The organism is Syntrophobacterales bacterium, assembly GCA_031274925.1.
In the GTDB taxonomy this organism is placed as follows: Bacteria; Desulfobacterota; Syntrophorhabdia; order Syntrophorhabdales; family Syntrophorhabdaceae; genus PNOM01.
This window is the reverse complement of record JAISPL010000014.1, coordinates 1-23,448: the sequence shown is the minus strand read 5'-3', so window position 1 is coordinate 23,448 and position 23,448 is coordinate 1. Positions and strand designations below refer to the sequence as shown.

Genomic DNA, 23,448 nt, shown 5'->3' with positions numbered 1-23,448 from the left:
TTAAGCACAATCATGGTGGAGGCGACCCAATGAAGAGCTATCGGAAAGAATTATGGCTCCATATACCGACGCGCCGAGCGTTCATAAACATCACAGACCAAGTAGAGAGGTGCCTCGGAGAGAGCGGCATAACGGAAGGATTGGTTCTGGTAAATGCCATGCACATCACGGCATCCGTATTTATCAATGATGATGAATCAGGACTTCATCACGATTTCGACGTATGGCTCGAAAAATTGGCTCCTCATGAACCGGTTTCCCGTTACCGCCACAACGTGGGAGAGGATAATGCGGATGGCCATCTGAAACGTTCAGTAATGGGGAGGGAAGTTGTAGTAGCGATTACCGGAGGGAGGCTGGACTTCGGGCCATGGGAACAAATCTTTTATGGTGAATTCGACGGGAGAAGAAAAAAGAGAGTGCTTGTCAAAATAATAGGAGAGTGAGTCCCTTATGCTTTTTGTCCAAGAAGGGAGTGTAGGCCATGGGAAGAAGACGGGTGTATCCTGATGGAGCGCCAATAGGTGTAACGGGAGATTGTTTTGCGGCGGCAGAGCAACTCTTTTGACTTGACTAAAAGGACCGATAAGGCTAAAAATACTACAATATATGGTGTCAGAGGCTATATCTTTGAGATTACCAAGAAGGAGAAAGCGTGAAAGAGATTGAATCGACGTCTCGAAGTAATCCTCTCGCACTTTTTTTTCCGTCCATAGGCAAAGAGGCGTTACGCCTGATAGGGAGCCTTGGCGCTATGGCCGTATTCTTTTTTATGGCCTTCATTAATATCTTCAGGAGAAGACAACTTTTTGAGATTGTAAACCAGGTGTTCCACATTGGAGCCAGATCGTCCCTCATAGTCCTTCTTGTAGGCCTTTTCACCGGCATGGTGCTGGGACTGCAACTTTTTTACACTCTAGTAAAGTTCGGTTCCGTGGGAGCGCTCGGGTCCGCCATATCCCTGGCGCTAATCAGAGAACTGGGGCCGGTCCTGACCGCAATCATGATCACCGCGAGAGCAGGCTCAGCCATGACTGCCGAAATAGGGATTCTCCGCATCTCCGACCAGATAGACGCACTGTACACCATGAGGATTGATCCGATCAGATATCTTATAAGCCCCAGGGTCGCCGCCTCAATCATTAGCTTTCCTTTTCTCACCGCGTTTTTCGATCTGATCGGAATCTTGGGAGGTTACATCACCGGCGCGCTCATGCTCGGTACCAACGGAGGCACGTACTGGTATCGCGTTCAATCATCCGTAGCCATGGTAGATGTCCGGGGCGGATTCATAAAAGCATTGGTCTTCGCGGCTATAGTATCCTGCATCTGCTGTTTTCAGGGTTACTTCTGCCACATGCGGCCTGACGGTTATGGAGCAAAAGCGGTGGGGCTCGCGACCATCTCGGCCGTCGTCCTTTCCTGTGTCATAATCCTTATTTCCGATTATGTAATAACTTCATTTCTTATGTGAGAATGAGCATGGAGACACCTCTTGTAGAGTTTCGGAACGTCACGAAGCGATTCGGCCAAAAAACCATCCTCAATGATGTGAATCTCAAGATATACGAAAACCAGATCACGACGATCATCGGAAAGAGCGGCACCGGAAAGAGCGTACTCCTTAAACATATTATAGGACTCCTGAAGCCGGAGAAAGGCGAGATTCTTTTTCAGGGAAAACCGATCAACAAGATGAAAAGGAAAGAATGGGAAGAATATAGAAGCAATATCGCCTATCTCTTCCAAAACAATGCGCTCCTTGACTCCATGTCGGTTTTTGAAAATGTGGCCCTGCCTCTCCGGCAGATAACTAATCTTCATAAACAAGAGATAGAAAAAAAGGTGTTGAAGAGAATTGAGGAACTGGAGCTTACCGAGGCCATTTACAAATATCCTTCCGAGCTCTCAGGGGGAATGCAGAAACGGGTAGCCCTCGCCCGCGCCCTTGTGACAGACCCCAAGATAGTTCTTTTTGATGAGCCGACTACCGGCCAGGACCCTATCAGGAAGAACATGATCCTGAGCATGATAGCTCACGCCAGGAGAAAATTCGGTTTCACCGTTGTGATGATAAGCCACGATATTCCCGATATCTTCTTTGTCTCCGACCGGCTCGTTATTCTCTGGGAAGGATCAATCGGTTTCGAAGGTACCTACGAACAAGCGACCAAGCGGAAGATTCCTCTCATTGATGAGTTCCTTCGGAGCCTTGAGGGCTTCCAGGACGAGCTTACAGGTCTGCTTTCGAGGGAGGCGTTCCGGGTGCATTATTCGGCCATGCTGGGAAACATCGCGAAACCGCCGACGGTCTCAGCCGCCCTCTTTTCCATCCGGCTAAATGTGCTTCATGAGGCTATGGGACCACAAGCGGCTGTCGAGATATTGAAAGCACTGGGTGAATATGCCAACAGGCACTTCACCTCCATAGGAGGATTTTCCGCCAGGCACAAGAGGGACGAGATTCTGACCATATTCCCGCACACAAGCCTCGACGAGGCGCGGCGACTTGTTGCGGGTTTTGCGGAGGCCTTGCACGAGAAGGTGTTTGCCCGTATTGAGGGTATTGCTCTGGCAAATTTGGGCCCTGGAGCATGCGTTAATATTTACATATTTGCCGGGTTCACTGAAGTCTCTCCGTTAGACGAGATTGAACTGATCATCGAGAAAGCCAAAAAGACGCAGGAAGCGGTCGCAACGTACCTATGCGAATCTGGAGGTAACGTACAATGAAGAAGTATTCCATGGAAACGATAGTAGGTATTTTTATTGTGTTCGGGATCATCTGCGTAGGCTACATGGCGATGAAACTGGGTAAAGTTAACCTCTTCGGCGAAGACACCTACCCGCTTTATGCTAGGTTTACCTCGGTCTCCGGACTCAGGGTAGGCAGCTCCGTGGATGTTTACGGTATTGAGGTGGGACACATCACTGGATTGACCATAGATGCGGAGCGGCAGATGGCGCTTGTCAAAATGAATGTGAAAAAAGGTATGGAGATATACGACGATGCATCCGCGACGGTAAAGTCCCAAGGTCTTATCGGCGACAGGTATGTGAAAATAGATCCAGGCGGAGCCGGAGAAATTCTGAAGACCGGGGGATTGATCACTCAAACCTCCGTACCGGCTGATATTGAAGATCTGATTGGTAAAGTGGCCTTCGGGGAAGTCAAAAATGAACCTGCTCCCAAAAAACCCACACAACAGGATAACCAATAAAAATAAAAAGAGGATGTCTATGAAAAAATGGCTGATCGCATCAACATTGATAATTTCATTGATCTCTTGTTCCTTCGCATTCTCGGCCGCTCCCCTTGATACGGTGAAGACAAATGTGAATAGCGTGCTAGATATTCTCACGGACCCCAAGCTCAAGGGAGAGTCAGGTAAGAAAGTAAAAGGGCAGCGAATCTGGGCCGCTGCGGACAAGCTTTTTGACTTCGTTGAGCTCTCAAAAAGAACGCTGGGGATAAACTGGAACAAATTCTCTCAGGAACAACGAAAGGAATTTGTAAGCCTGTACAGAACAATCCTCAAGGACGCATATGTCGATAAAATTACGGCATATACAAATGAGCAAGTCGATTTCACAAAGGAAATCCCCATTTCCGACAACATGGCGGAGGTTCAGAGCGTGGTAACTGGAAATAAGGGGAATGTGTCCATCTATTATAGGGTTATCAATAAAGGTGGCGAATGGAAGGTGTACGATGTGGTTATTGAGGGTGTAAGCCTTATCAACAACTATCGTACCCAGTTCAGGGATATTCTTGGAAATAACCCTCCGGAGGCACTGCTTGATTCCTTGCGCAAAAAAACCGACAAGAAATGAAACGCATTGACCAGGCGGCTTTACGGAAAAAAGTACATCATCACCTGGCAGCAGCGTGCTTCATTGTCATGGTCGTCATATGTTCATGGTCCTGCCATGTTCATGGGGCAGAAGATCCTTCAGCACAGGTTCCCGGTATCGCTGATTTGCCGCAGGCAGCAAGGAACGCCGGAGAGGGAAAACCCGATTCTCAACCAGGTAACGTAAAGCCGTACGATGGGTATGGTAACGTGCAAGAGCAGAATGTATCGGAGAAACCCTGCGCCATGAAAGAAGGGGGTGTATGTAAATCTTCCGACGAGTACGGTGATGTCGACGAAGAAGAGCTCAAAGGTAAAACGCTTGACGAGTATGGAAATGTCGCCGAGGGCCAGGAGACCGGCGACGAGGTACAGATTTACGACCCCATTGAACCGTGGAACAGGGCCATGTATCATTTTAATGACAAGCTCTATTTCTGGGCCCTGAAACCAATTGCTAAAGGATATGGCTACATTCTCCCCGAAGACATCAGAGCGCTGGTCGGCAACTTCTACCAGAACATCAAAGCCCCTATTCGCATCGTAAACAATCTCCTTCAAGGCAAACCCGGTGATGCGGGACGCGAATTTACGCGCCTCCTTATCAACTCTACCGTCGGCGTTGCAGGCCTCAGAGACTGTGCGAAAGAATGTTTCGGGATAACCGGGCGCGAGGCTGATTTCGGACAGACCCTTGGAAGATACGGCCTTGGTTTCGGGATTTATATCGTATGGCCTTTCATAGGACCATCAAGCATCCGCGATTCCGCCGGTTTCGCCGGAGATTGGCTATTGACACCCACGACGTATGTCATCTGGCCGTCCAGTGCAAGAGACGAACTCATCAATCCCTTAAGCGTCATACTCTTTACTCATAACAAGGTCAACTACACATCGTTTCATATCGGGGATTACGAGGCGTTGAAAATGGCCGCGATTGACCCTTACGTGGCGATGCGGGATTTTTATGCCCAGTACCGGAAGAATATGACCAAGGAATAAGGGAGAATTTATCGGCATCAACGGTGAGTGAAGGCAGATTAACAGATGAACCTCCCCGCCATAAGCGGCGGGGAATCCAAGGGTTTACGAACTGACTATTAGGCAAGCGCGTCCCAAGGGGCGGGGAATTAGACCTGTAGAGATTAATAATGCCAGAACATTCACAACAAATCAGGTTTTGATCGTGCCCTATCTTTATGGAAAATATGCTGCTATCAAAGGACGTACTTTTTTTTAATGGCAGCATACACCAGATATTCAAAGCGCAACAAGAGTTTGCCCTGAAGGGCGGACAAGAATTAACGCATATAAGAAAATGGGTAGGGCTCGTCTTATGTCTTTTTGCGCCCCGCCTCCCAGCAGGGATTAAAGACGCTTGGCTTATGTGGTATGGCGTGACCATACAATACGGTGAATGGAACCAGCTCTAAAGTGAGGTCTATGCCCGCCTCTACCGGGCAGCGTTACAACGCCGATGGGGTGGGTCAACTGATTTTAAGTATGGCCTTGGTCGCTTTTCTCAGTTTCTTTGGGAGCTTTCTCGGATTCCCCTTTTTTCTTGGGGAGATCTCTTCTTCGTCGTCGGACCCCTCGTCTTTGCCGGTCATCCCGTCCGCAATCATCTCTTCTAGTGCTTTAGGAGTGATAAATGCAACGCCCGCTCTTTTCGCTTCATCTATTATCGCGCGGTCGGAGGTAACCACAACCATGCCGGCCCGGCGCTCCCTGATCCAGCCGATAATAACGTCATCCGCTGTCTCGTTCTCCTTGGAATAGACCACGTCAACACCAAGATAGCTCTCTCTTTGCCTTCCCGGGGACATACTGTTATACGCATCAAAAACGATCGTCACCTTGGAACCCTTACGCCTCTTATAGCGGGAAAGTTTTTCAAGCACACCTCGCCTCAACACATCCAGGTTTGCGCCATTCTGTACCCTTGAGGCTACAGTCCTCATCATGTAGTTGTATCCATCAATGACAATATGTACCATAAGACTCTTTCTTCCTTAAACCTCATACTGACCGCTCCACCTGCCGCAGGCACTTCTTCCCACAAAACGGCTATGTGCGGTTCCTCTTGTGGATAAAATTAAGGGGAGGATGCCCGGTCAGGGGCGCGTACCGGTGATCACAGATGGTTCCCGGTCTCGGTAATGTTCTCTCATAATTCTGTCAAGCACTCCGTTTACAAATTCCCTGGAGTCCTCGCTTCCGTATTTCTTGGCCAGTTCTATCGCCTCATCTATGGCGACTTTCGGCGGTACATCGGTAGAAAACAACATCTCGTGGACACCCAGCCTCATAATCCCTTTATCTACGTGAGTAATGCGGTCCATCCTCCAGTTTTCACATGCCTGTCCAATGTATACATCAATCTTTTCTTTCTCTCTCTTTATCCCGGAAAGAATCGTCCGTGCATACTCCACTATATCCTGCTGATAGGGAAAAGACTCGCAATATGCCAGAAGGGCCTGTTCAAGATCATTGCCATTTGTTTCCAGCTGATAAAGCATTCTGAGCGCTAATTCCCTGGCTTTACGTCTGCGCACATTACCTCATTTTTAAAAGATTTGCCATTTCTATGATTGACATGGCGGCATCAAACCCTTTATTTCCCGACTTTGTCCCCGCCCTCTCGATTGCCTGTTCAATATTCTCGCTGGTGATCACGCCGAAGGAGATCGGTTTTTCACTCTCCAAGGAAACGTGAGCTATGCCTTTAGCCACCTCTGAGGCGACGTAATGAAAATGTGCAGTCGCGCCTTTTATGACCGCTCCAAGACATATGATGCCGTCCAACTCAGGCTCCTTCGCAAGTCGCTTGGCCATAAGAGGTATCTCAAAGGCGCCAGGGACTTTATAGATGTCTATCTGCCCATCTTTGGCCCCATGTCTTTTCAGGGCATCCATCGCTCCTTCAAGGAGCCTCTCAGTGATAAAACTATTAAACCGACTGACAATAATCGCAAGCCTGAGACCCTTCGCATCCAGTTTCCCCTCGTATACCATACAGGCTCCTTCCTTATATATTGTTCAGAATATGACCAAGTTTCTCTTGCTTGGTTTTCAGATACGCAACGTTGTCTTTTGTAGGGGACATCTCCAGAGGCACCCTTTCCACCACTGTCAGACCGTACCCTTCCAGCCCTTTTATTTTTTTGGGATTGTTGGTGAGAAGTCTCATCTTTCGCACACCCACGTCATTGAGAATCTGTGCGCCAATGCCATAATCCCTCAGGTCGGGGGAAAAACCGAGGGCAATATTTGCTTCCACGGTATCATGCCCGCTATCCTGAAGGTTGTATGCCTTGAGCTTATTGATGAGCCCTATTCCTCTCCCTTCCTGCCTCATGTATACGAACACGCCCTTCTTTTCTTTATCTATCATATTGAGGGCGGACTGGAGTTGCTCACCGCAGTCACACCTCACGGACCCGAGCACATCTCCGGTAAAACATTCCGAGTGGACCCGCACCAAGACCACGTCATCAGGCCCGATATCACCTTTCACGAGGGCCAGATGGGTCTCTTTGTCGACATCATTCTCGTATCCCACCAGCATAAACTCTCCGCCGTACTTTGTGGGAATCCTAGTCTCCGTGGCTCTTCTCACCAGCTTTTCGTTCTTGGTCCTGTACTTGATCAGGTCTGCCACCGTAACGATCTTCAGGTCATGTTGCCCAGCAAACCGCTCAAGGTCCGCCATTCTCGCCATGGTGCCGTCCTCTTTCATAATCTCGCAGATGACGCCTGCTGGTTTCAGGCCCGCAAGCCTCGCCAGATCAACTGAAGCCTCGGTATGACCAACCCGTACCAGTACCCCACCGTTTCGTGCCATTAACGGGAATACGTGACCTGGCTTCGCGAGATCATCCGGTCTCGACTCCTGGTCGATGGCTACCTGGATAGTCTTAGCCCTGTCAGGCGCCGAAATACCAGTTGTCACCCCTCTTCTTGCTTCTATGGATACTGTAAAGGCTGTATTATGAGGCGACGTATTTTCCCGTACCATCAAAGGAAGATCAAGGCCTTTGACCCGCTCTTCCGTGAGGGACAGACAAATAAGGCCGCAGGCATACCGGGCCATAAAAGTGATCATCTCAGGGGTGGCTTTTTCCGCCGCCACCATGACATCTCCTTCATTTTCCCGGTCTTCGTCATCGACTATGATGATCATTTTCCCTTTTCTAACATCCTCAATTACACTTTCGATACTCGACACTGCCATATCAATCCCCTTTTATATATCCGTGCTCATAAAGGAAGCGCATGTCAACGCCCCCACCCTTGCCTTCCTTCATGAGACTCTCTATATATTTACCGATAATATCGGTCTCTATATTCATTTTGTCCCGCAGTTTCTTGCCGCCTATTGCAGTCTTTGATGCGGTGTACGGGATTATGTTAACCGTAAATAAGGTATCATTTCGTTCATTTACTGTCAAGCTCACTCCGTCCAGGGTAACCGACCCTTTCCTCACGATATAGCGGGCAACATTGGGACTCGTCTCAATGTCAAATCGTAACGAATCGCCTGATTCACTTATGTCCCTGATAAAACCAACCCCATCCACATGGCCCATCACGATGTGCCCGCCGAACCTGCCGTCCGAAGCCATAGCCCTTTCCATATTAGCAAAATCTCCTGATTTCTTTTCCATCAGGGTCGTCACACGAAGGGTCTCAAGAGATGCGTCGGCACGGAACCCGTCCTTTGTAACCACAGCGGCCGTGAGACATACACCATCAATCGCGATACTGTCTCCTTCCCGGATGCCATGAGGATTCAGGTTCGTATGAATGTAAATTTCCCACTTACCCGTCAGTTTCCTGATATCCGATATTCTTGCTACATCCTCAATAATCCCTGTGAACATAGGCCTCTACGTAGATATCTTCCTTAAACCGCTTCACGGTTACAACATCAAGTTTATGGGCGTCACGCAGAAAATCTATCCCCTTTCCTCCTATGAGATTCAGAGCGTTCTTGCCTCCGATCAGGATCGGTGCATAAAAAAGAAGGATTTTATCCAGAAGCCCTTCTTTAAGGAGACCGCTGTTAAGCTCACCTCCCCCTTCCACGAGCACGCTCTGCATCTCTCTCTGGTGGAGATTATCGCATACATGCTTCAAAGAGACCCGTCCATTGTCATCTTTTGGTACTCTTATCACGTCAAGTCCGAGCGACTTCAGGCGTATTTCTTTGTCGTGACGGGAATCTTCGGAAGCAAAAATCCAGGTAGGGTATTTTTCGGCTGTCTTTACCACGTCGCAGGAGAGGGGAATCCGGAGCTTTGAATCAAGAATTATCCGTATGGGTATCTTTTTTGGTTTCGCCACTTTCGGAACAAGCAGAGGGTTATCCGATATCACGGTGTTGATGCCCACCATTACCCCATCCATCACCGACCTGAGTTGATTTACATGGCGTCTCGATTGTTCGTTTGATATCCACTTCGAGTCGCAAGTCTTGGTCGCTATCTTTCCGTCGAGACTCACTGCGGCTTTCATGATAAAAAAGGGCCTCTTTTTTTCCATGTTCACCATAAAAGCTTCGTTCAGCTTTTTAGCCTCTTCCTCCAAAAGACCTACTTTAACATCTATTCCAGCGTTCCTAAGCGCCTCAACGCCTTTACCATTCACCCGAGGATTAGGGTCAAGCATGGATACCACAACTTTTTTTATTCCCGCCCTGACCACCGCCTCGACGCATGGCGGCGTCTTACCCACGTGAGCACAAGGCTCAAGATTCACAAAAAGTGTGGCGCCACGGGCTTCTTCCTTCGCCTCGTTAATTGCAACGATCTCGGCATGAAAAAGTCCCGCCTTTTTGTGATACCCTTTTCCTACAATATGTTTCCCCTTCACCAGAACCGCGCCAACCATGGGGTTGGGTGACGCACTGCCAAGCCCTCTCTTCCCTAGAGAAAGCGCCATGCGCATGTAATCTTCTTCTTTCACGGTAGGTCCTCTAAAGAGGTATGCGGCTTCACAACCCCTCCGCACACTCTGCTCTGTTTAACTGTCGCCCTTGTGGAGCACGAGATCCGTTAACTCTTCCATAAATTCACTGATATCTCTGAACTGCCTGTAAACGGAGGCAAACCTGACGTACGCGATCTCATCAAGTTTCCTCAATTCAGCCATGACCATCTCCCCTATTTCGGACGCCTTGATTTCCTTTTCGCCTTTTTCGAGCAAATTGTGTTCTATTCTTAAAACTATCTTTTCAAGATTTGTAATGCTTACCGGTCTCTTCTCGCAGGCTTTCTTCAATCCGCCAAGTATCTTAATCCTGTCGAAAATCTCCCTCCTGCCGTCCTTCTTAACTACGAGAGGCAAACCTTCTTCAAGTCTTTCAGCCGTACTGAACCGCTTTCCACACTTGAGACACTCGCGCCGTCTCCTTATGGTATCCATTTCTTTGCTTAGTCTTGAGTCAAGCACCTTACTCTCAATGTGACTGCAAAACGGACATTTCATGTCCGCAATTTGGTGGCCCTTCCTGCCATCTTGACTTTTCGTATGATCATTGCCGATTCGTTCATCAACTCAGAGGCAAGCTCGTCAGGGTACCCGTCAATGTAGAGAACCGTTGAGATGCCAGCATTCATAACCATTTTTATACATATTGAGCAGGGTAAATGGGTTGTGTACAACTGGGCTTCATTTATGGAGACACCATGATATGCAGCTTGGATGATCGCATTCTGTTCGGCGTGCAGACCACGGCACAACTCGTGTCTCTCCCCAGGTGCAACTTTGAGTATCTCTCTGAGACACTGCCTGTCAGAACAATGAGCAAGCCCCATAGGTGCACCATTGTATCCACTGGAAAGAATTCTCTTATCCTTTACGATCAACGCCCCAACGCTTCTTCTTTTACATGTAGACCTTTTCGAGACGATTCTCGCTATCTCCATGAAGTAAGAATCCCAGCCAGGACGGGAAATACTCATACCATACGCATACGGGAGTAGAAAGGAAATCTCTCGCATAAGGCCTTCACTTGGCCTCTTATTTCACTGTAGATCGCTTCGTTGTTAAGATTCGTCAAGGTTTTGTCCATCAACTCCGCGATCACGTCCATTTCCTCTTCCTTCATTCCTCTTGTCGTAACTGCAGGAGTCCCAATCCTAACTCCGCTCGTAATATTAGGCCCCTTTGAATCAAAGGGGATAAGGTTCTTATTGATCATGATGCCGCTGGACTCAAGATACTCCTGAGCCTCTTTTCCGGTAATTCCTTTGCCCGAGAGGTCAACAAGGAACAGGTGTGTGTCCGTACCACCAGATACTATCCTGTATCCTCTCTTTTCCATGTTGCCGCACAAACGCCTTGCGTTGGCTATAACCTGTTTCTGGTACTGCGTGAATTCCGGTGTCATTGCCTGTTGAAACGCGACCGCCTTTGCTGCAATGACGTGCATGAGAGGACCCCCCTGCAGACCAGGAAAAACAGCTGAATCAATCGCCTTTGCAAATTCCTTCTTGCAGAAGACCAACCCTCCTCTGGGGCCCCTTAACGTCTTGTGGGTGGTGGTGGTCACAAAATGCGCATGTTCCATAGGACTTGGATGGCAACCCACCGCCACGAGTCCGGCGATATGGGCCATGTCGACCGTCAAATATGCCCCAACCTCGTCGGCGATCTCTCTGAATTTCCTGAAGTCTATAATCCTGGGATAGGCGCTTGCGCCCGCAATGATCATTTTCGGTTTTTCTCTGAGGGCAATGGCGCGGATTTCGTCATAGTCAAGCATCTCATCCGTTGATGAGACCTTGTATCCTATGGCGTTATAATATTTGCCGGAAAAACTGGCACGGGCACCATGAGTAAGATGACCTCCATGAGCAATATCCATGCCAAGAATCTTGTCTCCAGGAGCCAGAACCGCATAAAAAACCGCCATGTTCGCAGACGAACCTGAGTGGGGCTGAACATTCACATGTTCTGCCTGAAACAGTGTTTTGGCCCGATTGATCGCAATGGCTTCAATCTCGTCCAAGAACCGGCAACCGCTGTAGTATCTTTTGCTCGGATACCCTTCAGCGTACTTGTTCGTCAATACACAGCCCTGGATATCCAAGATCTCCTCGTCCACGTAATTTTCCGAAGCTATAAGTATTAAACTGTGCTCTTCGCGCTCAATTTCACGCCTTACAAGCTCATAAATCTGCTGGTCCTTGCAATCTTCTTTCTTCATTATTATGACCTTAAGAGGTGTTTATCTTCCCATACCAAAATTTTGTCGATTCTCTTGCCGTGCCTCCCACCTTCGAAAGGAGTATCGAACCATACCTTGACGATCTCCTCTGCAAGGCCTTTGCCGATCACACGGCCCCCGAGAACCAGGATATTTGTGTCTAGATGCCGTCTGCTCTGTATGGCAGCGTAAAGGTCTTGGGCGAGTGCAGCCCTGATTCCTTTTACTTTATTAGCCACAACGCTCATCCCGACACCGGTACCGCAAACCAGAATACCCTTTTCTACCTCACCGGACGATACAAGTCCGGCCACTTTCAGACCGAAATCCGGGTAGTCCACCGACACCTCCGTGTCTGTTCCCACATCGGTACACTCGTAGCCCCCCAACTTCAAGATATTCTTCAGGTATTCCTTTAACTCGTATCCCGCATGATCTGAACCTATGGCTACCTTCACGCCTTGAATCTCCGAAAAACGAGCGTACAGTTAGTCCCGCCAAAACCGAAGGAATTTGACATCGCCAATTCTATTTTATGGCTTCTTGCCATATTAGGCACATAATCAAGATCACATTTAGGGTCCGGATTCTCATAGTTAATGGTGGGCGGGCACACTTGATCCCTTATGGCGAGAACTGTAAAAACACCTTCTACGGCACCGGCAGCGCCAAGCAGATGGCCCGTCATTGATTTTGTGGAACTCACGGGTATCCTATAAGCAAAGTCTTTAAAGACTTCCTTGATCGCCATCGTCTCAATTTGATCATTCATGTCGGTGGAAGTCCCATGAGCATTAATATAATCCACATCTTCTACGGATGCTGCTGCATCCTTTAAAGCCATTTTCATGCATCTTACAAACCCTTCCCCATCAGGGTGCGGTGCGGTAATGTGGTACGCATCGCCATTATAGCCATAACCGGCAAGCTCTGCATATATCTTCGCGCCTCTTTTCACTGCGTGCTCAAGTTCCTCCAGAACCAAAACACCTGCGCCCTCCGCCACGACAAATCCATCCCGGTCTCGCTCAAACGGCCTTGAAGCTTTGGCCGGCTCATCGTTCCTTCTTGAAAGGGCCTTCATTGCGTTAAAGCCGCCCACAGTAAGGGGGGTGATGTTGGCTTCCGTACCACCTGCAACCATGACGTCCGCATCTCCATATTGAATGATCCGGAACGCATCACCGATGGAATGAGCGCCCGTCGCACAGGCTGTCACCACGCAAAGATTGGGACCCTTGATTCCGTGCTCAATGGCAATATGCCCTGGCGCCTCGTTCGCAATTAACATGGGAATGAAAAAGGGCGATATTCTGCTGGGGCCTCGCTCAAGAAGAATGGTGTGGTACTTTTCTAAGGTTGGAAGACCTCCGAGACCTGTGCCGACAACAACTCCCACTCTGGTCGCATCTTCAGACTTCATATCAAGTTTTGCATCGCCTATGGCAGCCCTTGCTGCGACCAGAACATACTGGATAAAAAGATCCATTTTCTTGATCTCTTTGTGGGATATGTGATCTTCCGGACTAAAGTCCTTGATCTCTCCCGCAATCTTCGTGTCAAAGCGGGACGTGTCAAACCTAGTAATGGTTGACACGCCCGACTCACCCTTCAGTATTCGGTTCCAGACACTCTCGTTTGCGCTACCCAAGGGTGTTACCAGACCTACTCCTGTGACAACTACTCTCCTCTTCAATGCCGTCCACCCCTCGTTATTTTTCCGTCATATGCTCCTCAATGTATCTGATTGCATCTCCTACCGTTTCTATCTTCTCCGCATCTTCATCGGGTATCTCAATACCGTACTCATCTTCCAACGCCATGATCAACTCAACAATATCAAGAGAATCCGCTCCGAGATCGTCGATAAACTTTGCCTCGGGAATTACCTCGGACTCATTCACTCCAAGCTGATCCACTATCATTTTCTTTACTTTTTCTGATACTGTCATCGAATCACCTCCTCAATGATAAGTAGGGGGAAAAATTTCCCACTACATATGTAAACCACCGTTTACGTTTATTACTTCTCCGGTAATGTAACCGCCACTTTCCGAGAGAAGAAAATAAACAATACGTGCAACATCTGTGGTCTTTCCGAGCCTGCCCAAGGGAATTGCCCTTAGCATCTCGTCCCTTTGTCTCTCAGTCAGTTCGTCCGTCATCTTGGTTCTTATATAACCCGGCGCGACCGCGTTAACCCTGATGTCCCTCTCTCCATATTCCTTCGCCACACTCTTTGTGAACCCTATGAGCCCCGCTTTGCTGGCTGCGTAATTGGCCTGGCCAGGGTTCCCCATCACGCCCACGACAGAGGTGATATTCACTATAGCCCCACCTGTTTTCAGCATGGATTTGACCACCGCCCTGGTGCAATTGAAAGCGCTCTTCAGATTCACATTGATGATTCTGTCCCAATCTTCTTCTTTCATGCGTATGAGAAGCTTGTCGTTAGTGATACCAGCATTGTTGACAAGACCATTTATCTTGCCAAAGGTTTTCTGAACCTCGCCAACCGCCACCTCCACCGCACGAAAATCAGTCACATCCACATGGTAGAATTCGGCTTTGCGACCCTGCACCCTCACCCTCTCCACCGTCTCCGCTGCATCCGCAATATCAAATATGGCGATATCTCCGCCTTTTTCGGCAAGAAACGAGGCGACTTCTCTCCCTATGCCCTGCGCGGCTCCCGTAACAATCGTAACCGTATTTTTCATCGGGAAATACTCCTTGTGGGCTTTTGTGTCATGCAAGCGCTCTCTTCAGAACTTCCATATCATTCATCCCCTCAACGCTATAGCAGGGAACGACTGGTTCAATTCTCTTGATCAAATTGGCAAGCACCTTTTGAGGTCCTACCTCGACGAAAATTTCAACACCTTCCTGCGCCATTCTCCGGACACTCTGCTCCCAGCGAACAGGAGAGAACATCTGCCTGTAAAGCTTTTCCACAATAGCGTTACCGCTTTGCTCAGGTGAGGCATCCACGTTGCAAATAACCGGATATATAGTGTCATATTTTTGCAGGGCATTAAGCTCTTCCCTGAGCCTATCCGCACCCTTTTTCATAAGGGGGCTGTGAAAAGGCCCGGACACATTCAGAAAAACGGCCTTCTTGAATCCAATGCCCTTCAATTTCTCGACACTCTCTTTCAATGCATCAATGTCGCCGGAAAGGACCACCTGATCGGCAGAGTTAAGATTGGCCGGGACAGCCACATAGTCTCCATGAGAAATTTCTTGGAGTGCAGGTTCAACCTTCCCCATATCCGCCCCTATGAGCGCCACCATACCGCCCTTCCCTTTTGGACACGACTCCTCCATAAGAAGACCTCTTTTCTTCGTTATCTTCAGAGCATCCTCAAAAGTAAAGAAGCCGCCCGCGAGCATCGCCGTATATTCTCCAAGACTGTGTCCTGCCAGCATATGCGGGGCAATCCCAGTCTCCTTCCTTAATACCTGCCACACGGCATAACTCGTAAGGAGTAACGCAGGCTGAGTGTTGTACGTCTGTCTCAATTCCTCTTCTGGCCCGTTGAAACAGAGGTCCGTTATCGGGAAATCCAAGGCTGCATCCGCTGTCTTGTACAGGGTCCGTACATCCTCAAACTGATCGTACAGTTCTTTCCCCATACCCACATACTGCGAGCCTTGACCTGGAAATACAATACCTACCTTTTTCATTATTTGCTTCTCTTCTGGGCCGCTTCCTTGATAAGCTCAAGCCCTATCACATTTCTCTGTATCTGGTTCGTCCCTTCATAAATCTGTAATATTTTTGCATCCCTCATCATTTTTTCGACGGGATATTCCTTCATATATCCGTAACCACCGAAGATCTGCACTGCGTCCACAACGACTTTCATCGCCACATCGCTTGGAAACACTTTACTCATGGCAGAAACTTTCGAAGTATCCTTCGGGTTGCTATCTATAAAGCGCGCCACTGAATATACCAGAGCGCGGGCAGCTTCAACCTGCGTCGCCATGTCGGCGAGCATATGCTGGATAGCCTGGAAGGATGCTATCTTCCTGTCAAACTGCTCCCGCTCCTTTGCATAGTGCACGGCGGCATCAAGTGCAGCGTGGGCTATCCCTACAGCTTGGGCGCCAATGCCAGGCCTTGTCTTATCAAAGGTCCGCATAGCATAAATAAATCCCATTCCTTCTCTACCTATAACATTTTCTTTGGGAATTTTGCAATCCTGAAATACGAGCTCACGGGTTGCTGATGCCCGGATGCCAAGTTTGTTTTCCTTCTTGCCAAAAGAGAAGCCTTCCATACCTTTTTCCACGATAAAGGCCGTAGCACCCCTTCCGCCTCTAGTCTTATCGGTTTTTGCTACGACCGTGTAAATGTCTGCTTCCCCTCCATTTGTAATCCACTGCTTCGTGCCATTAAGAATATAGTAGTCTCCCACTTTTTTTGCTTCGGTTCTGATACCCTGGGCGTCGCTCCCCGCACCCGACTCGGTGAGGCCGAAAGCTCCTAGCTTCTTGCCCGAGGCGATCTGGCTCAAGTACTTTTTCTTCTGTTCCTCAGATCCGCCGATCAGGATCGGGTATGCACCGAGCAGACTCGCCGCATAGCTTACCGAAACGCCAAGACATGCCTTACTCAATTCTTCGACAACAATGCAGTTTTCGAGACACCCACCGCCTAATCCGCCATATTCTATCGGGATACTCACGCCAAAAAGGCCTGTTTCGGCGCATACTTTCATCGTACTCCAAGGAAACTCCTCTTTTTCATCCAGCTCAGCTCTAATCGGCACAATTTTTTCTTCCGCGATTCTGCGAGCCAGAGAACGAATATGTTTCTGGTCTTCTGTGAGGAAATAATCCATCCTATCTCTCCTTTATCTTCTGAAGCGACTCGTAATTCCGCATTGTTTCTTTGATTGACTGGTTCAGATTCTTATCCACAAAGTTTTTTGCCATAATGATGGCACTTCGTATCGCATGATGGCTTGATCTGCCATGACAAATAATGGAGATTCCGTCGACACCCAAAAGGGGCGCTCCCCCGATGTTGGTGTAATCAAACCTCCGATTAACCCGCTTCATTGTTTCTTCGAGTACAGCCTGACCGGTCTTATCGTTGGCTCTGTCTCTTGCCTGTTCCTTCAGGGAGAGCATCAGCATCTCGGCTATCCCTTCGGTAATCTTGAGAGCCACGTTTCCGACAAATCCGTCGGTCACCACTACATCCGTATTTCCGTTGTGTATATCGGTCCCTTCCACGTATCCGAGATAATTAAGGTCCATGGTCTTAAGAATGCTGTTTGCCTCACGGGTAAGTTCATTGCCTTTCGTCTCCTCCGTGGCATTGCTCAGCAATCCTACTTTCGGGGCCGCAAAGCCAAAAGCGCATCGGGCGAAAATATCACCCATTATGGCAAATTGAACGATATGGCCTGCCTTACAGTCCACATTGCCGCCCGAATCTATGAGCACCGTGGTGCCACCTTTTGCGTTCGGGTGCAGCGTGGCAATGGCGGGTCTGTCAACACCGGACAATCTCCCCAGAGTAAAAATAGAAAAACCCATTGCCGCCCCCGAGTTTCCGGCTGTTACCACTCCTTGGACAGTCCCTTCCTTCATAAGCTCCAAGGCTACGTTCATGGAACAGTCTCTTTTCTTTCTCAGGGCGTTCGAGGGTGATTCATCCATTCCCACTTCAACTGGGGTATGGGCAATCTGGATGGTCGAATCGTGTACCAAGGGGCTGAGCCTCGCTTCATCGCCGACAAGGACTACATCTGCGATCCTCGCGCTGTGTACCGCCTCGGCCCCTCTTATAACCGCATGAGGCGCAAAATCCCCCCCCATGCCATCTACTGCAATCCTCACCATTAACTATGCTTCCTTTACTTCCAGGTATTTCTTCCCTTTATACATCCCGCATTTGGGACAGATCATATGTGGAAGCTTAGGCTCTTTACAGCTCGGGCAAGCAACCACCGTCACCGGGGTGGCCTTATAATGGGTTCTTCTTTTATCCCTTTTTGATTGTGACGTCTTCCTCTTTGGAACAGCCATGACACTCTCCTCGCTAATTTAAAAAAAATTTTAATTTCTCGCCAAACAATGTGCCCGCTGTCACAGCGCAACGGCACTCTTCATGATTCCTGTTAGCTCCGCATACCTCACACAACCCTTTACAATCCTCTCCGCAGACAGGCTTGATTGGCACGTTGAGCATTATTTCGTCGTATATGAAAGGATCAAACTCAATCTCATCCCCATCATAGTAATACACATCAAGGTCCTCACCTTTAAGTTCCAATTCCGACGCCGACAGCATCAGCGTTTTCGGTGCAAGTTCTATATCCAACTCCGCGTCAACCGGAAAGGCAAACTCATCCATGCACTTGCTGCATGTCAACGTAAGAGTACAGCCTACCGATCCTTTGACACGCATGATGTCTCCACTCCTTCTGACCAGAAGCTCATATTCAACCGGGGTATGGAATACTACATCAGCGCCCTCTTCTGCGCCAGGAGTTTTCAAACCCTCCACGGCACCCTTTATTCTTACTTCTCCTTCTATCTCAGAGACTCTGATAACCATTAACCTTCTCTAAAAGTTAGATAATATAATGGGTTTAAACTTGGTTGTCAAGCAAATTAACTCGTTGTAACCGTTGCCTTTTTCCCATATTTGCCCTCTTGGGAGGCCATGGTATTTTCACAGGGCATGCTCATTTACCCTCCGATATTCCCGCCATCTTTACCATAAACTCATCTTCAGTCAGAGGGACTGAGACAACCTTGCGCCTATCCTTTTCTCCTCTCACAATTACTATATCGGACCTCCTGATACCAAAGAAAGTCGCGAGGTTTCCGATGAGTTCCTCGTTTGCTTTGCCGTCTCTTGGAGGCGAGGTCAGCTTGACTTTCAGGGAGGTTCCTTCTCTCGTGATCGCCTGCCTCTTTGCTCTTGTCACCACCCTTATTTCTATGTTCATATCACACGCAAACCCAACGTCATCATGGACAACGAAGGGTTTCCCTATCCCAGCCTGGCGGCCAGGTCGTAAAGACTTCTTACCAGAAAATGCTGGAGAAAAATGATGATCAGTATGACTACAAAGGGCGCCATATCGAACATGCCTGCCCTCATGGGAAGAAGTTTTGAAATTCGGTATGTCACAGGATCCACGGCCCCATAAATAATCCTGACCAAGGGATGGTATGGGTTTGGCCGGATCCAGGAAAGGATCGTCCTTATAATTACCATCCACAAATATATCTCAAACAGTAGATTAACTATATACGCTATTCCACTTAAAAGATTACCAAAAACAAACATAACTTCTCCACAGTCAAAATTTTGGAAACGGAACGACAATTTTTAGATCATGGGTTTCCAACCACTTCACCTATCAGCATATCCCCCTGTATCTCTCTTATTTTAACTCTGATCAAACTATTTTCAATATTTTTATTCCATCGCAGGTAAACGGGAAGGTAATTGTCCGTATATCCCCTCATAAAATTTCCTTTATAGATCTTCCCTTCTGGTATTATCCACGCCTCGCTTCCGATAAAACGCAGGCAGAATCTCCTCCTTTTCGCAGCATCAAGTTTTTTCAAAACAGATACTCTTCTTTTCTTCACTTCCGTCGGCACCTTACATTCCATGGCGAAAGCGCGGGTACCAAGTCTGGCAGAAAAAGGAAACACGTGCAGGTAATATACGTCAAGAGTCTCTATAAGCCTCACGGTATCAGCAAACTCCTGTTCTCCTTCTCCTGGAAAACCGGCAATTACGTCCATGCCTATGCCGATGCCATCGACAGCTGCGAGCAGCAACTCCACTACCGTCCTTATATACCCGGCGGTGTAATTTCTCCCCATCTCTCTCAGTACCTTGTCAGACCCGCTCTGCAGGGGGATATGCAGACTCTTGGCTATCTTTGCAGACCCAGCGAGAATCTCCGCAAACTCATCATCCAAATAGAGCGGATCAACGGAACTTAGCCGGATTCGAGGGGGGGTTTCTATTTCGTCGATCAGTCTGAGCAGTCCCTTAAAGTCCGTTCCGGTTGTCTGATCAAGGTAGGAAGAGACCTCTATACCGGTAAGGACAACTTCCTTAACACCCCGTTTTCTGAGAATCTTGAGCGCCTCCATCACCTCCGGCAAGGGTCTGCTTCTAGGCTTCCCTCTTGCTGACGGAACCACACAGTAAGAGCAGAAATGGTCGCACCCGTCCTGAATCTTGAAGAAAAATCGGGTCTTATCCGCTCTGGGCTCCGGGACTCCAAAAGCATCCATGGGGATGGCCGTCGCTTCAGCGACAAACCTGCCCTTCTTGTAGAGATACTCTCCGATCTTGAATTTCTCCCCCTGGCCCAGGACCGTATCGGCTCCGAACGAGTTCTCGGGGTATATCTGGCCATGACACCCGGTAAGAATGATGCGGGCCGTACCGTTCTTCTCTCTCAGCCCTCCAATGAACCTTCTTGTGTCACGCTCGGCACCTTCCGTCAATGCGCATGCGTTCACCACAATTACATCAGCTTCGGCAAGCGAGTCGGGAGATAAACCAGCTTCCTGGAGTCTGTTCATGATTACATGTGAATCCCACTGGTTCGCTTTGCAGCCCGTAGTATGGACAAAGAATTTCATAAGTGTCTTAGTGGAAGTCCGGCTTGCAACAGGAAAACATCTCTATCAATCTGTTTACAACTCCTGGAAAGACCGAAATTGCATATTCCATATCTTCCTCTTTGTTGTCTTTGCCCAAGCTCAAGCGGACAGCGTCCTTGCAGAGTATTCCCATGGCCGCGAGAACACAAGAGGGCTCTGTAGCGCGCCGAATCCGATGAGACTGCTATTCCGTTCAAATCAAGGGCGACGATGGCGAGAGGCTCTCCCTCCACGCCGTAAAAGCTTAGATTGAGCGTATTTGGCAACCTCCTCGCCGGATCTCCGTTCAGTTTCATATTCTTTATACTGTTCATAATCTCTTCAAACAGTTTCTGCCGGAGGGACTCCATTGTCGCATTTCGTTCTTCCATGTGGAACCGTGCAATTTCGCATGCCTTGCTGAAGGCGTTATTCCGATCATATTCTCAGCCCACCCTGCGGGACAACTCCTGACTCCCTCCATGATGAAAATTTCTATCTCAATCTCTTTCCTTGATAAAGAGAACCTCCACCTCTTTCGGGGTACATACCTTGTGACCCGAAAAACTGGCAAGATCCACATTAAGCTCATTCACGTTGATGGGTACCTTGCCCAAGGCCTGGACATATCCTGGTGCAACAGAACACCGTGTTCTCTTGCAACAACGCCGACCTGTTTCACCGGAACCATGTGCCGATCTCATTATTTGCGGACATCACCGTAATGAGTATAGTGTCGCCCCTTATTGTCCCTTTCGCATCCCAAGACTCAATCCAACCGTAGTCGTCAACATGCAAGTATGTGACTTCGAAACCTTTGATTTCCAGATATCTGCATGTACTCAGCGCAGCGAGATACTCAACGGATGTAGAATTATATAGTTGCTCTGTCCCTTCTTGAGTAAGCAGCCCCCTTTTATGGAGTAGTTATCGCCTTCCTACCCACAGTTCGTAAACACGATCTCTTGGGATCACTGCAAATAAATTCGGCTGCCTGCTCTCTCACGTTCTCGCAATAACCCCTCACCGCCTTGCCTGCATAGCGCACATTTGAGAGGTTTCCGAACAGTTCTTCGAAAAAGCTGTGCCAGAGAAGTTACTACGGGATCAACCGACGTTGTGGCGTTGTAGTCAAAGTAGATCCTCTTCACATTTCTTCACCCTCAATCAAAACATACATTCATCGCTTTTACAGGACACACCCTCACACAAAGTTCACAAGCAACGCACTTCTCGTAATCAATTGCCACCGTCATGTCCTTCCGATCCACATAGAGAGCCTCCGGCGCACATACGCTAGTACATACCCCACAGTGAACACACTTCATCTCGTTTCTCCGAATATCTTGCTCTATCGGTTCAGCATCAATATTCAGGCTCTTCAAATACCCCATGCCTTTGTCGAAATTCTCCTCCGTTCCCTCGATTTCCAACACCATCATAGATTCCGCCCTTGGCGACACATTCGCCCTCAGGATATTGAATACCAGATCATAGTCCCGCGCCAATCTGTAGACTATGGGCTTATTTATCGTATTTCTCTTGAACCTAAGGATGATTCTTTTCTTCATCACATTCCCTCTCTTATAATCTGTCCACTGCTTAAAGACCCCCGTATTACAATCCGGTAATTTCCATATCGCCCCACAACCCGATGTGATCACCAAATATGACAAGTATGCCGATGACGCCCGGAAATACTTTTCCCTCGTCGATTGCCTGCGGTATATCTTCTTTCTTTTTCACAGCGTTTCCCACCTTCGTGGCAAGTCCATCCGCAAAAAGCGCGGAACGCCCGAGGATGCATACTGCGTCCGCCATACCAAAGCTCATGGACGGACCCACTGTCCCTGAAGACGTACAGACTCCATAAGGTTCATCATCAGGTCTGATCCTGATTGCGATGCGCCCACTGAAGGGGGAATCCTTGGCGTAAACCATAACAAGCCTCGTCCGTTCCGTGAACAGGGAAATGTCACCTCCGTTTTCTATCACATATTCATTCGAAAGGTGAGCAATATCGTTTCCAACGAATTCAGCCATGGCGCCTGCCACGGTGGCCATCGGTCCAATGCCGAGAGCTTGGGATGTCTCAATCATCTTTCGGACCATGATGGGGGCAAAAAGGTCATGCCCGACTGGGACAAGGCTATCTTTAAACGCTGGTTTGATTCGAATATACTCTTCCAGTTGATTTCGGTAAAAGAGCACTCTTTCTTTTATGAAGCCCTCTATGTTCACCGCGGTACAACAGAGTAGGTCTGTCTCCTTGATCTTCACCTCGTAGCAGGCAAGGTCAGGGGGCTTCGCTATGCCGCGGTAAAATCTTTCCTCATACATGGGGCAACCGTTTCCTCAGCACCAGCTTTCCATACGATCATTCCCCTGTTTGAGGCACTATAACCACCTGGAACCGCCGGTTCCCCTCATTAATCCTATAGAACATGCGGACTTAAATATATCAACCAGAATCCTATTAGTCAAATAAATGGCTCCTCCAACGCGGGACCGGCAATCTGATTTATGAGAACTGACCTTTCCCCTGCTAACATAATGATGAAGACTTGACCTTTCCCTCTAAAATAAAACCAACATGATTTAGATAGTGTCGACATGAGATCAAGCTAGGGCTTTATCACCATAAGACGAAATATACCTACTATACTATATGGAAATTAACGAAGCTCAATATGAACTGATATCAAGCCGTTTTCCAAAACACAGGAGACCTGCAGATATAAG

At 48.4% G+C, this 23,448-nt stretch carries 31 protein-coding genes; 6 read left to right on the top strand and 25 right to left on the bottom strand.

Features of this window, described 5'->3' with window-relative positions:
• The first annotated feature begins 29 nt into the window (after window positions 1–29).
• The 6 genes from LBQ00_02475 (at window position 30) to LBQ00_02450 (ending at window position 4,856) form a co-directional block, all read left to right on the top strand.
• The gene (locus LBQ00_02475; GenBank protein MDR2017732.1) at window positions 30–446 is read left to right on the top strand and encodes a secondary thiamine-phosphate synthase enzyme YjbQ; all 417 of its coding nucleotides are present in this window, start codon (window positions 30–32) and stop codon (window positions 444–446) included.
• 209 nt (window positions 447–655) lie between these two features.
• A complete protein-coding gene (locus LBQ00_02470) occupies window positions 656–1,474 on the top strand; it encodes an ABC transporter permease (protein ID MDR2017731.1) in 819 nt (272 codons plus the stop codon).
• Between the two features lie 8 nt (window positions 1,475–1,482).
• Window positions 1,483–2,733, top strand: a complete 1,251-nt coding sequence (locus LBQ00_02465) for an ATP-binding cassette domain-containing protein (GenBank protein MDR2017730.1) — start codon at window positions 1,483–1,485, stop codon at window positions 2,731–2,733.
• Window positions 2,730–3,221, top strand: a complete 492-nt coding sequence (mlaD, locus tag LBQ00_02460; GenBank protein MDR2017729.1) for an outer membrane lipid asymmetry maintenance protein MlaD — start codon at window positions 2,730–2,732, stop codon at window positions 3,219–3,221. The genes LBQ00_02465 and mlaD overlap by 4 nt, the downstream gene beginning before the upstream one ends.
• 19 nt (window positions 3,222–3,240) lie before the next feature.
• The gene (locus LBQ00_02455; protein MDR2017728.1) at window positions 3,241–3,834 is read left to right on the top strand and encodes an ABC transporter substrate-binding protein; all 594 of its coding nucleotides are present in this window, start codon (window positions 3,241–3,243) and stop codon (window positions 3,832–3,834) included.
• Window positions 3,831–4,856 carry a VacJ family lipoprotein gene (locus LBQ00_02450; protein ID MDR2017727.1) on the top strand — a complete coding sequence of 342 codons (1,026 nt, stop codon included), beginning with the start codon at window positions 3,831–3,833 and terminating at the stop codon, window positions 4,854–4,856. The genes LBQ00_02455 and LBQ00_02450 overlap by 4 nt, the downstream gene beginning before the upstream one ends.
• A 485-nt stretch (window positions 4,857–5,341) precedes the next feature.
• On the opposite strand, the gene LBQ00_02445 is transcribed toward LBQ00_02450, so the two are convergent.
• From LBQ00_02445 to LBQ00_02325, 25 genes are all read right to left on the bottom strand, one after another.
• Window positions 5,342–5,851, bottom strand: coding sequence for an NYN domain-containing protein (locus LBQ00_02445; GenBank protein ID MDR2017726.1), 510 nt, complete (start codon window positions 5,849–5,851; stop codon window positions 5,342–5,344).
• A gap of 117 nt (window positions 5,852–5,968) precedes the next feature.
• On the bottom strand, window positions 5,969–6,409 hold the full coding sequence (gene nusB, locus LBQ00_02440; protein ID MDR2017725.1) for a transcription antitermination factor NusB: 441 nt from the start codon (window positions 6,407–6,409) through the stop codon (window positions 5,969–5,971).
• A gap of 1 nt (window position 6,410) precedes the next feature.
• Entirely contained in the window at window positions 6,411–6,869 is a 459-nt protein-coding gene (gene ribE / locus LBQ00_02435; GenBank protein MDR2017724.1) for a 6,7-dimethyl-8-ribityllumazine synthase, read from the bottom strand.
• 13 nt (window positions 6,870–6,882) lie between these two features.
• Complete coding sequence (locus LBQ00_02430; protein MDR2017723.1) at window positions 6,883–8,088, bottom strand: bifunctional 3,4-dihydroxy-2-butanone-4-phosphate synthase/GTP cyclohydrolase II; 1,206 nt, start codon at window positions 8,086–8,088, stop codon at window positions 6,883–6,885.
• Window position 8,089: 1 nt separating this feature from the next.
• Complete coding sequence (locus LBQ00_02425; protein ID MDR2017722.1) at window positions 8,090–8,737, bottom strand: riboflavin synthase; 648 nt, start codon at window positions 8,735–8,737, stop codon at window positions 8,090–8,092.
• The gene (gene ribD, locus LBQ00_02420) at window positions 8,718–9,821 is read right to left on the bottom strand and encodes a bifunctional diaminohydroxyphosphoribosylaminopyrimidine deaminase/5-amino-6-(5-phosphoribosylamino)uracil reductase RibD (GenBank protein MDR2017721.1); all 1,104 of its coding nucleotides are present in this window, start codon (window positions 9,819–9,821) and stop codon (window positions 8,718–8,720) included. The genes LBQ00_02425 and ribD overlap by 20 nt, the downstream gene beginning before the upstream one ends.
• Before the next feature lie 57 nt (window positions 9,822–9,878).
• Entirely contained in the window at window positions 9,879–10,343 is a 465-nt protein-coding gene (gene nrdR / locus LBQ00_02415) for a transcriptional regulator NrdR (GenBank protein MDR2017720.1), read from the bottom strand.
• A complete protein-coding gene (locus tag LBQ00_02410) occupies window positions 10,340–10,783 on the bottom strand; it encodes a cytidine/deoxycytidylate deaminase family protein (GenBank protein MDR2017719.1) in 444 nt (147 codons plus the stop codon). Before LBQ00_02410 ends, nrdR begins: the two co-directional genes overlap by 4 nt.
• Window positions 10,784–10,815: 32 nt before the next feature.
• Window positions 10,816–12,066, bottom strand: a complete 1,251-nt coding sequence (locus tag LBQ00_02405; GenBank protein ID MDR2017718.1) for a serine hydroxymethyltransferase — start codon at window positions 12,064–12,066, stop codon at window positions 10,816–10,818.
• A 2-nt stretch (window positions 12,067–12,068) separates the two neighbouring features.
• Window positions 12,069–12,524 (bottom strand): ribose 5-phosphate isomerase B, encoded by a 456-nt coding sequence (gene rpiB / locus LBQ00_02400; protein MDR2017717.1) that lies wholly within the window; start codon window positions 12,522–12,524, stop codon window positions 12,069–12,071.
• Entirely contained in the window at window positions 12,521–13,762 is a 1,242-nt protein-coding gene (fabF, locus tag LBQ00_02395) for a beta-ketoacyl-ACP synthase II (GenBank protein MDR2017716.1), read from the bottom strand. The genes rpiB and fabF overlap by 4 nt, the downstream gene beginning before the upstream one ends.
• Window positions 13,763–13,778: 16 nt before the next feature.
• Window positions 13,779–14,018 (bottom strand): acyl carrier protein, encoded by a 240-nt coding sequence (locus tag LBQ00_02390; protein ID MDR2017715.1) that lies wholly within the window; start codon window positions 14,016–14,018, stop codon window positions 13,779–13,781.
• Window positions 14,019–14,060: 42 nt separating this feature from the next.
• The gene (gene fabG, locus LBQ00_02385) at window positions 14,061–14,786 is read right to left on the bottom strand and encodes a 3-oxoacyl-[acyl-carrier-protein] reductase (protein ID MDR2017714.1); all 726 of its coding nucleotides are present in this window, start codon (window positions 14,784–14,786) and stop codon (window positions 14,061–14,063) included.
• 28 nt (window positions 14,787–14,814) lie between these two features.
• Entirely contained in the window at window positions 14,815–15,753 is a 939-nt protein-coding gene (fabD, locus tag LBQ00_02380; protein ID MDR2017713.1) for an ACP S-malonyltransferase, read from the bottom strand.
• Window positions 15,753–16,916 carry an acyl-CoA dehydrogenase family protein gene (locus LBQ00_02375; protein ID MDR2017712.1) on the bottom strand — a complete coding sequence of 388 codons (1,164 nt, stop codon included), beginning with the start codon at window positions 16,914–16,916 and terminating at the stop codon, window positions 15,753–15,755. Before LBQ00_02375 ends, fabD begins: the two co-directional genes overlap by 1 nt.
• Before the next feature lies 1 nt (window position 16,917).
• Window positions 16,918–17,925: a phosphate acyltransferase PlsX gene (gene plsX, locus LBQ00_02370; GenBank protein ID MDR2017711.1), complete on the bottom strand. Its 1,008-nt coding sequence runs from the start codon at window positions 17,923–17,925 to the stop codon at window positions 16,918–16,920.
• Between the two features lie 3 nt (window positions 17,926–17,928).
• The gene (gene rpmF / locus LBQ00_02365; protein MDR2017710.1) at window positions 17,929–18,111 is read right to left on the bottom strand and encodes a 50S ribosomal protein L32; all 183 of its coding nucleotides are present in this window, start codon (window positions 18,109–18,111) and stop codon (window positions 17,929–17,931) included.
• Between the two features lie 13 nt (window positions 18,112–18,124).
• Complete coding sequence (locus tag LBQ00_02360) at window positions 18,125–18,643, bottom strand: DUF177 domain-containing protein (protein MDR2017709.1); 519 nt, start codon at window positions 18,641–18,643, stop codon at window positions 18,125–18,127.
• Window positions 18,644–18,773: 130 nt separating this feature from the next.
• Window positions 18,774–19,040: a DUF167 domain-containing protein gene (locus LBQ00_02355; GenBank protein ID MDR2017708.1), complete on the bottom strand. Its 267-nt coding sequence runs from the start codon at window positions 19,038–19,040 to the stop codon at window positions 18,774–18,776.
• Between the two features lie 44 nt (window positions 19,041–19,084).
• A complete protein-coding gene (locus LBQ00_02350; protein ID MDR2017707.1) occupies window positions 19,085–19,384 on the bottom strand; it encodes a YggT family protein in 300 nt (99 codons plus the stop codon).
• Between the two features lie 47 nt (window positions 19,385–19,431).
• Window positions 19,432–20,706, bottom strand: a complete 1,275-nt coding sequence (locus tag LBQ00_02345; protein MDR2017706.1) for a MiaB/RimO family radical SAM methylthiotransferase — start codon at window positions 20,704–20,706, stop codon at window positions 19,432–19,434.
• Window positions 20,703–21,098 (bottom strand): hypothetical protein, encoded by a 396-nt coding sequence (locus LBQ00_02340; GenBank protein ID MDR2017705.1) that lies wholly within the window; start codon window positions 21,096–21,098, stop codon window positions 20,703–20,705. The genes LBQ00_02345 and LBQ00_02340 overlap by 4 nt, the downstream gene beginning before the upstream one ends.
• A gap of 108 nt (window positions 21,099–21,206) precedes the next feature.
• Window positions 21,207–21,410: an aminotransferase class V-fold PLP-dependent enzyme gene (locus LBQ00_02335; GenBank protein ID MDR2017704.1), complete on the bottom strand. Its 204-nt coding sequence runs from the start codon at window positions 21,408–21,410 to the stop codon at window positions 21,207–21,209.
• A gap of 459 nt (window positions 21,411–21,869) precedes the next feature.
• A complete protein-coding gene (locus LBQ00_02330; GenBank protein ID MDR2017703.1) occupies window positions 21,870–22,277 on the bottom strand; it encodes a 4Fe-4S binding protein in 408 nt (135 codons plus the stop codon).
• A 46-nt stretch (window positions 22,278–22,323) separates the two neighbouring features.
• A complete protein-coding gene (locus LBQ00_02325) occupies window positions 22,324–23,046 on the bottom strand; it encodes a UPF0280 family protein (GenBank protein MDR2017702.1) in 723 nt (240 codons plus the stop codon).
• Window positions 23,047–23,448 lie beyond the last annotated feature (402 nt).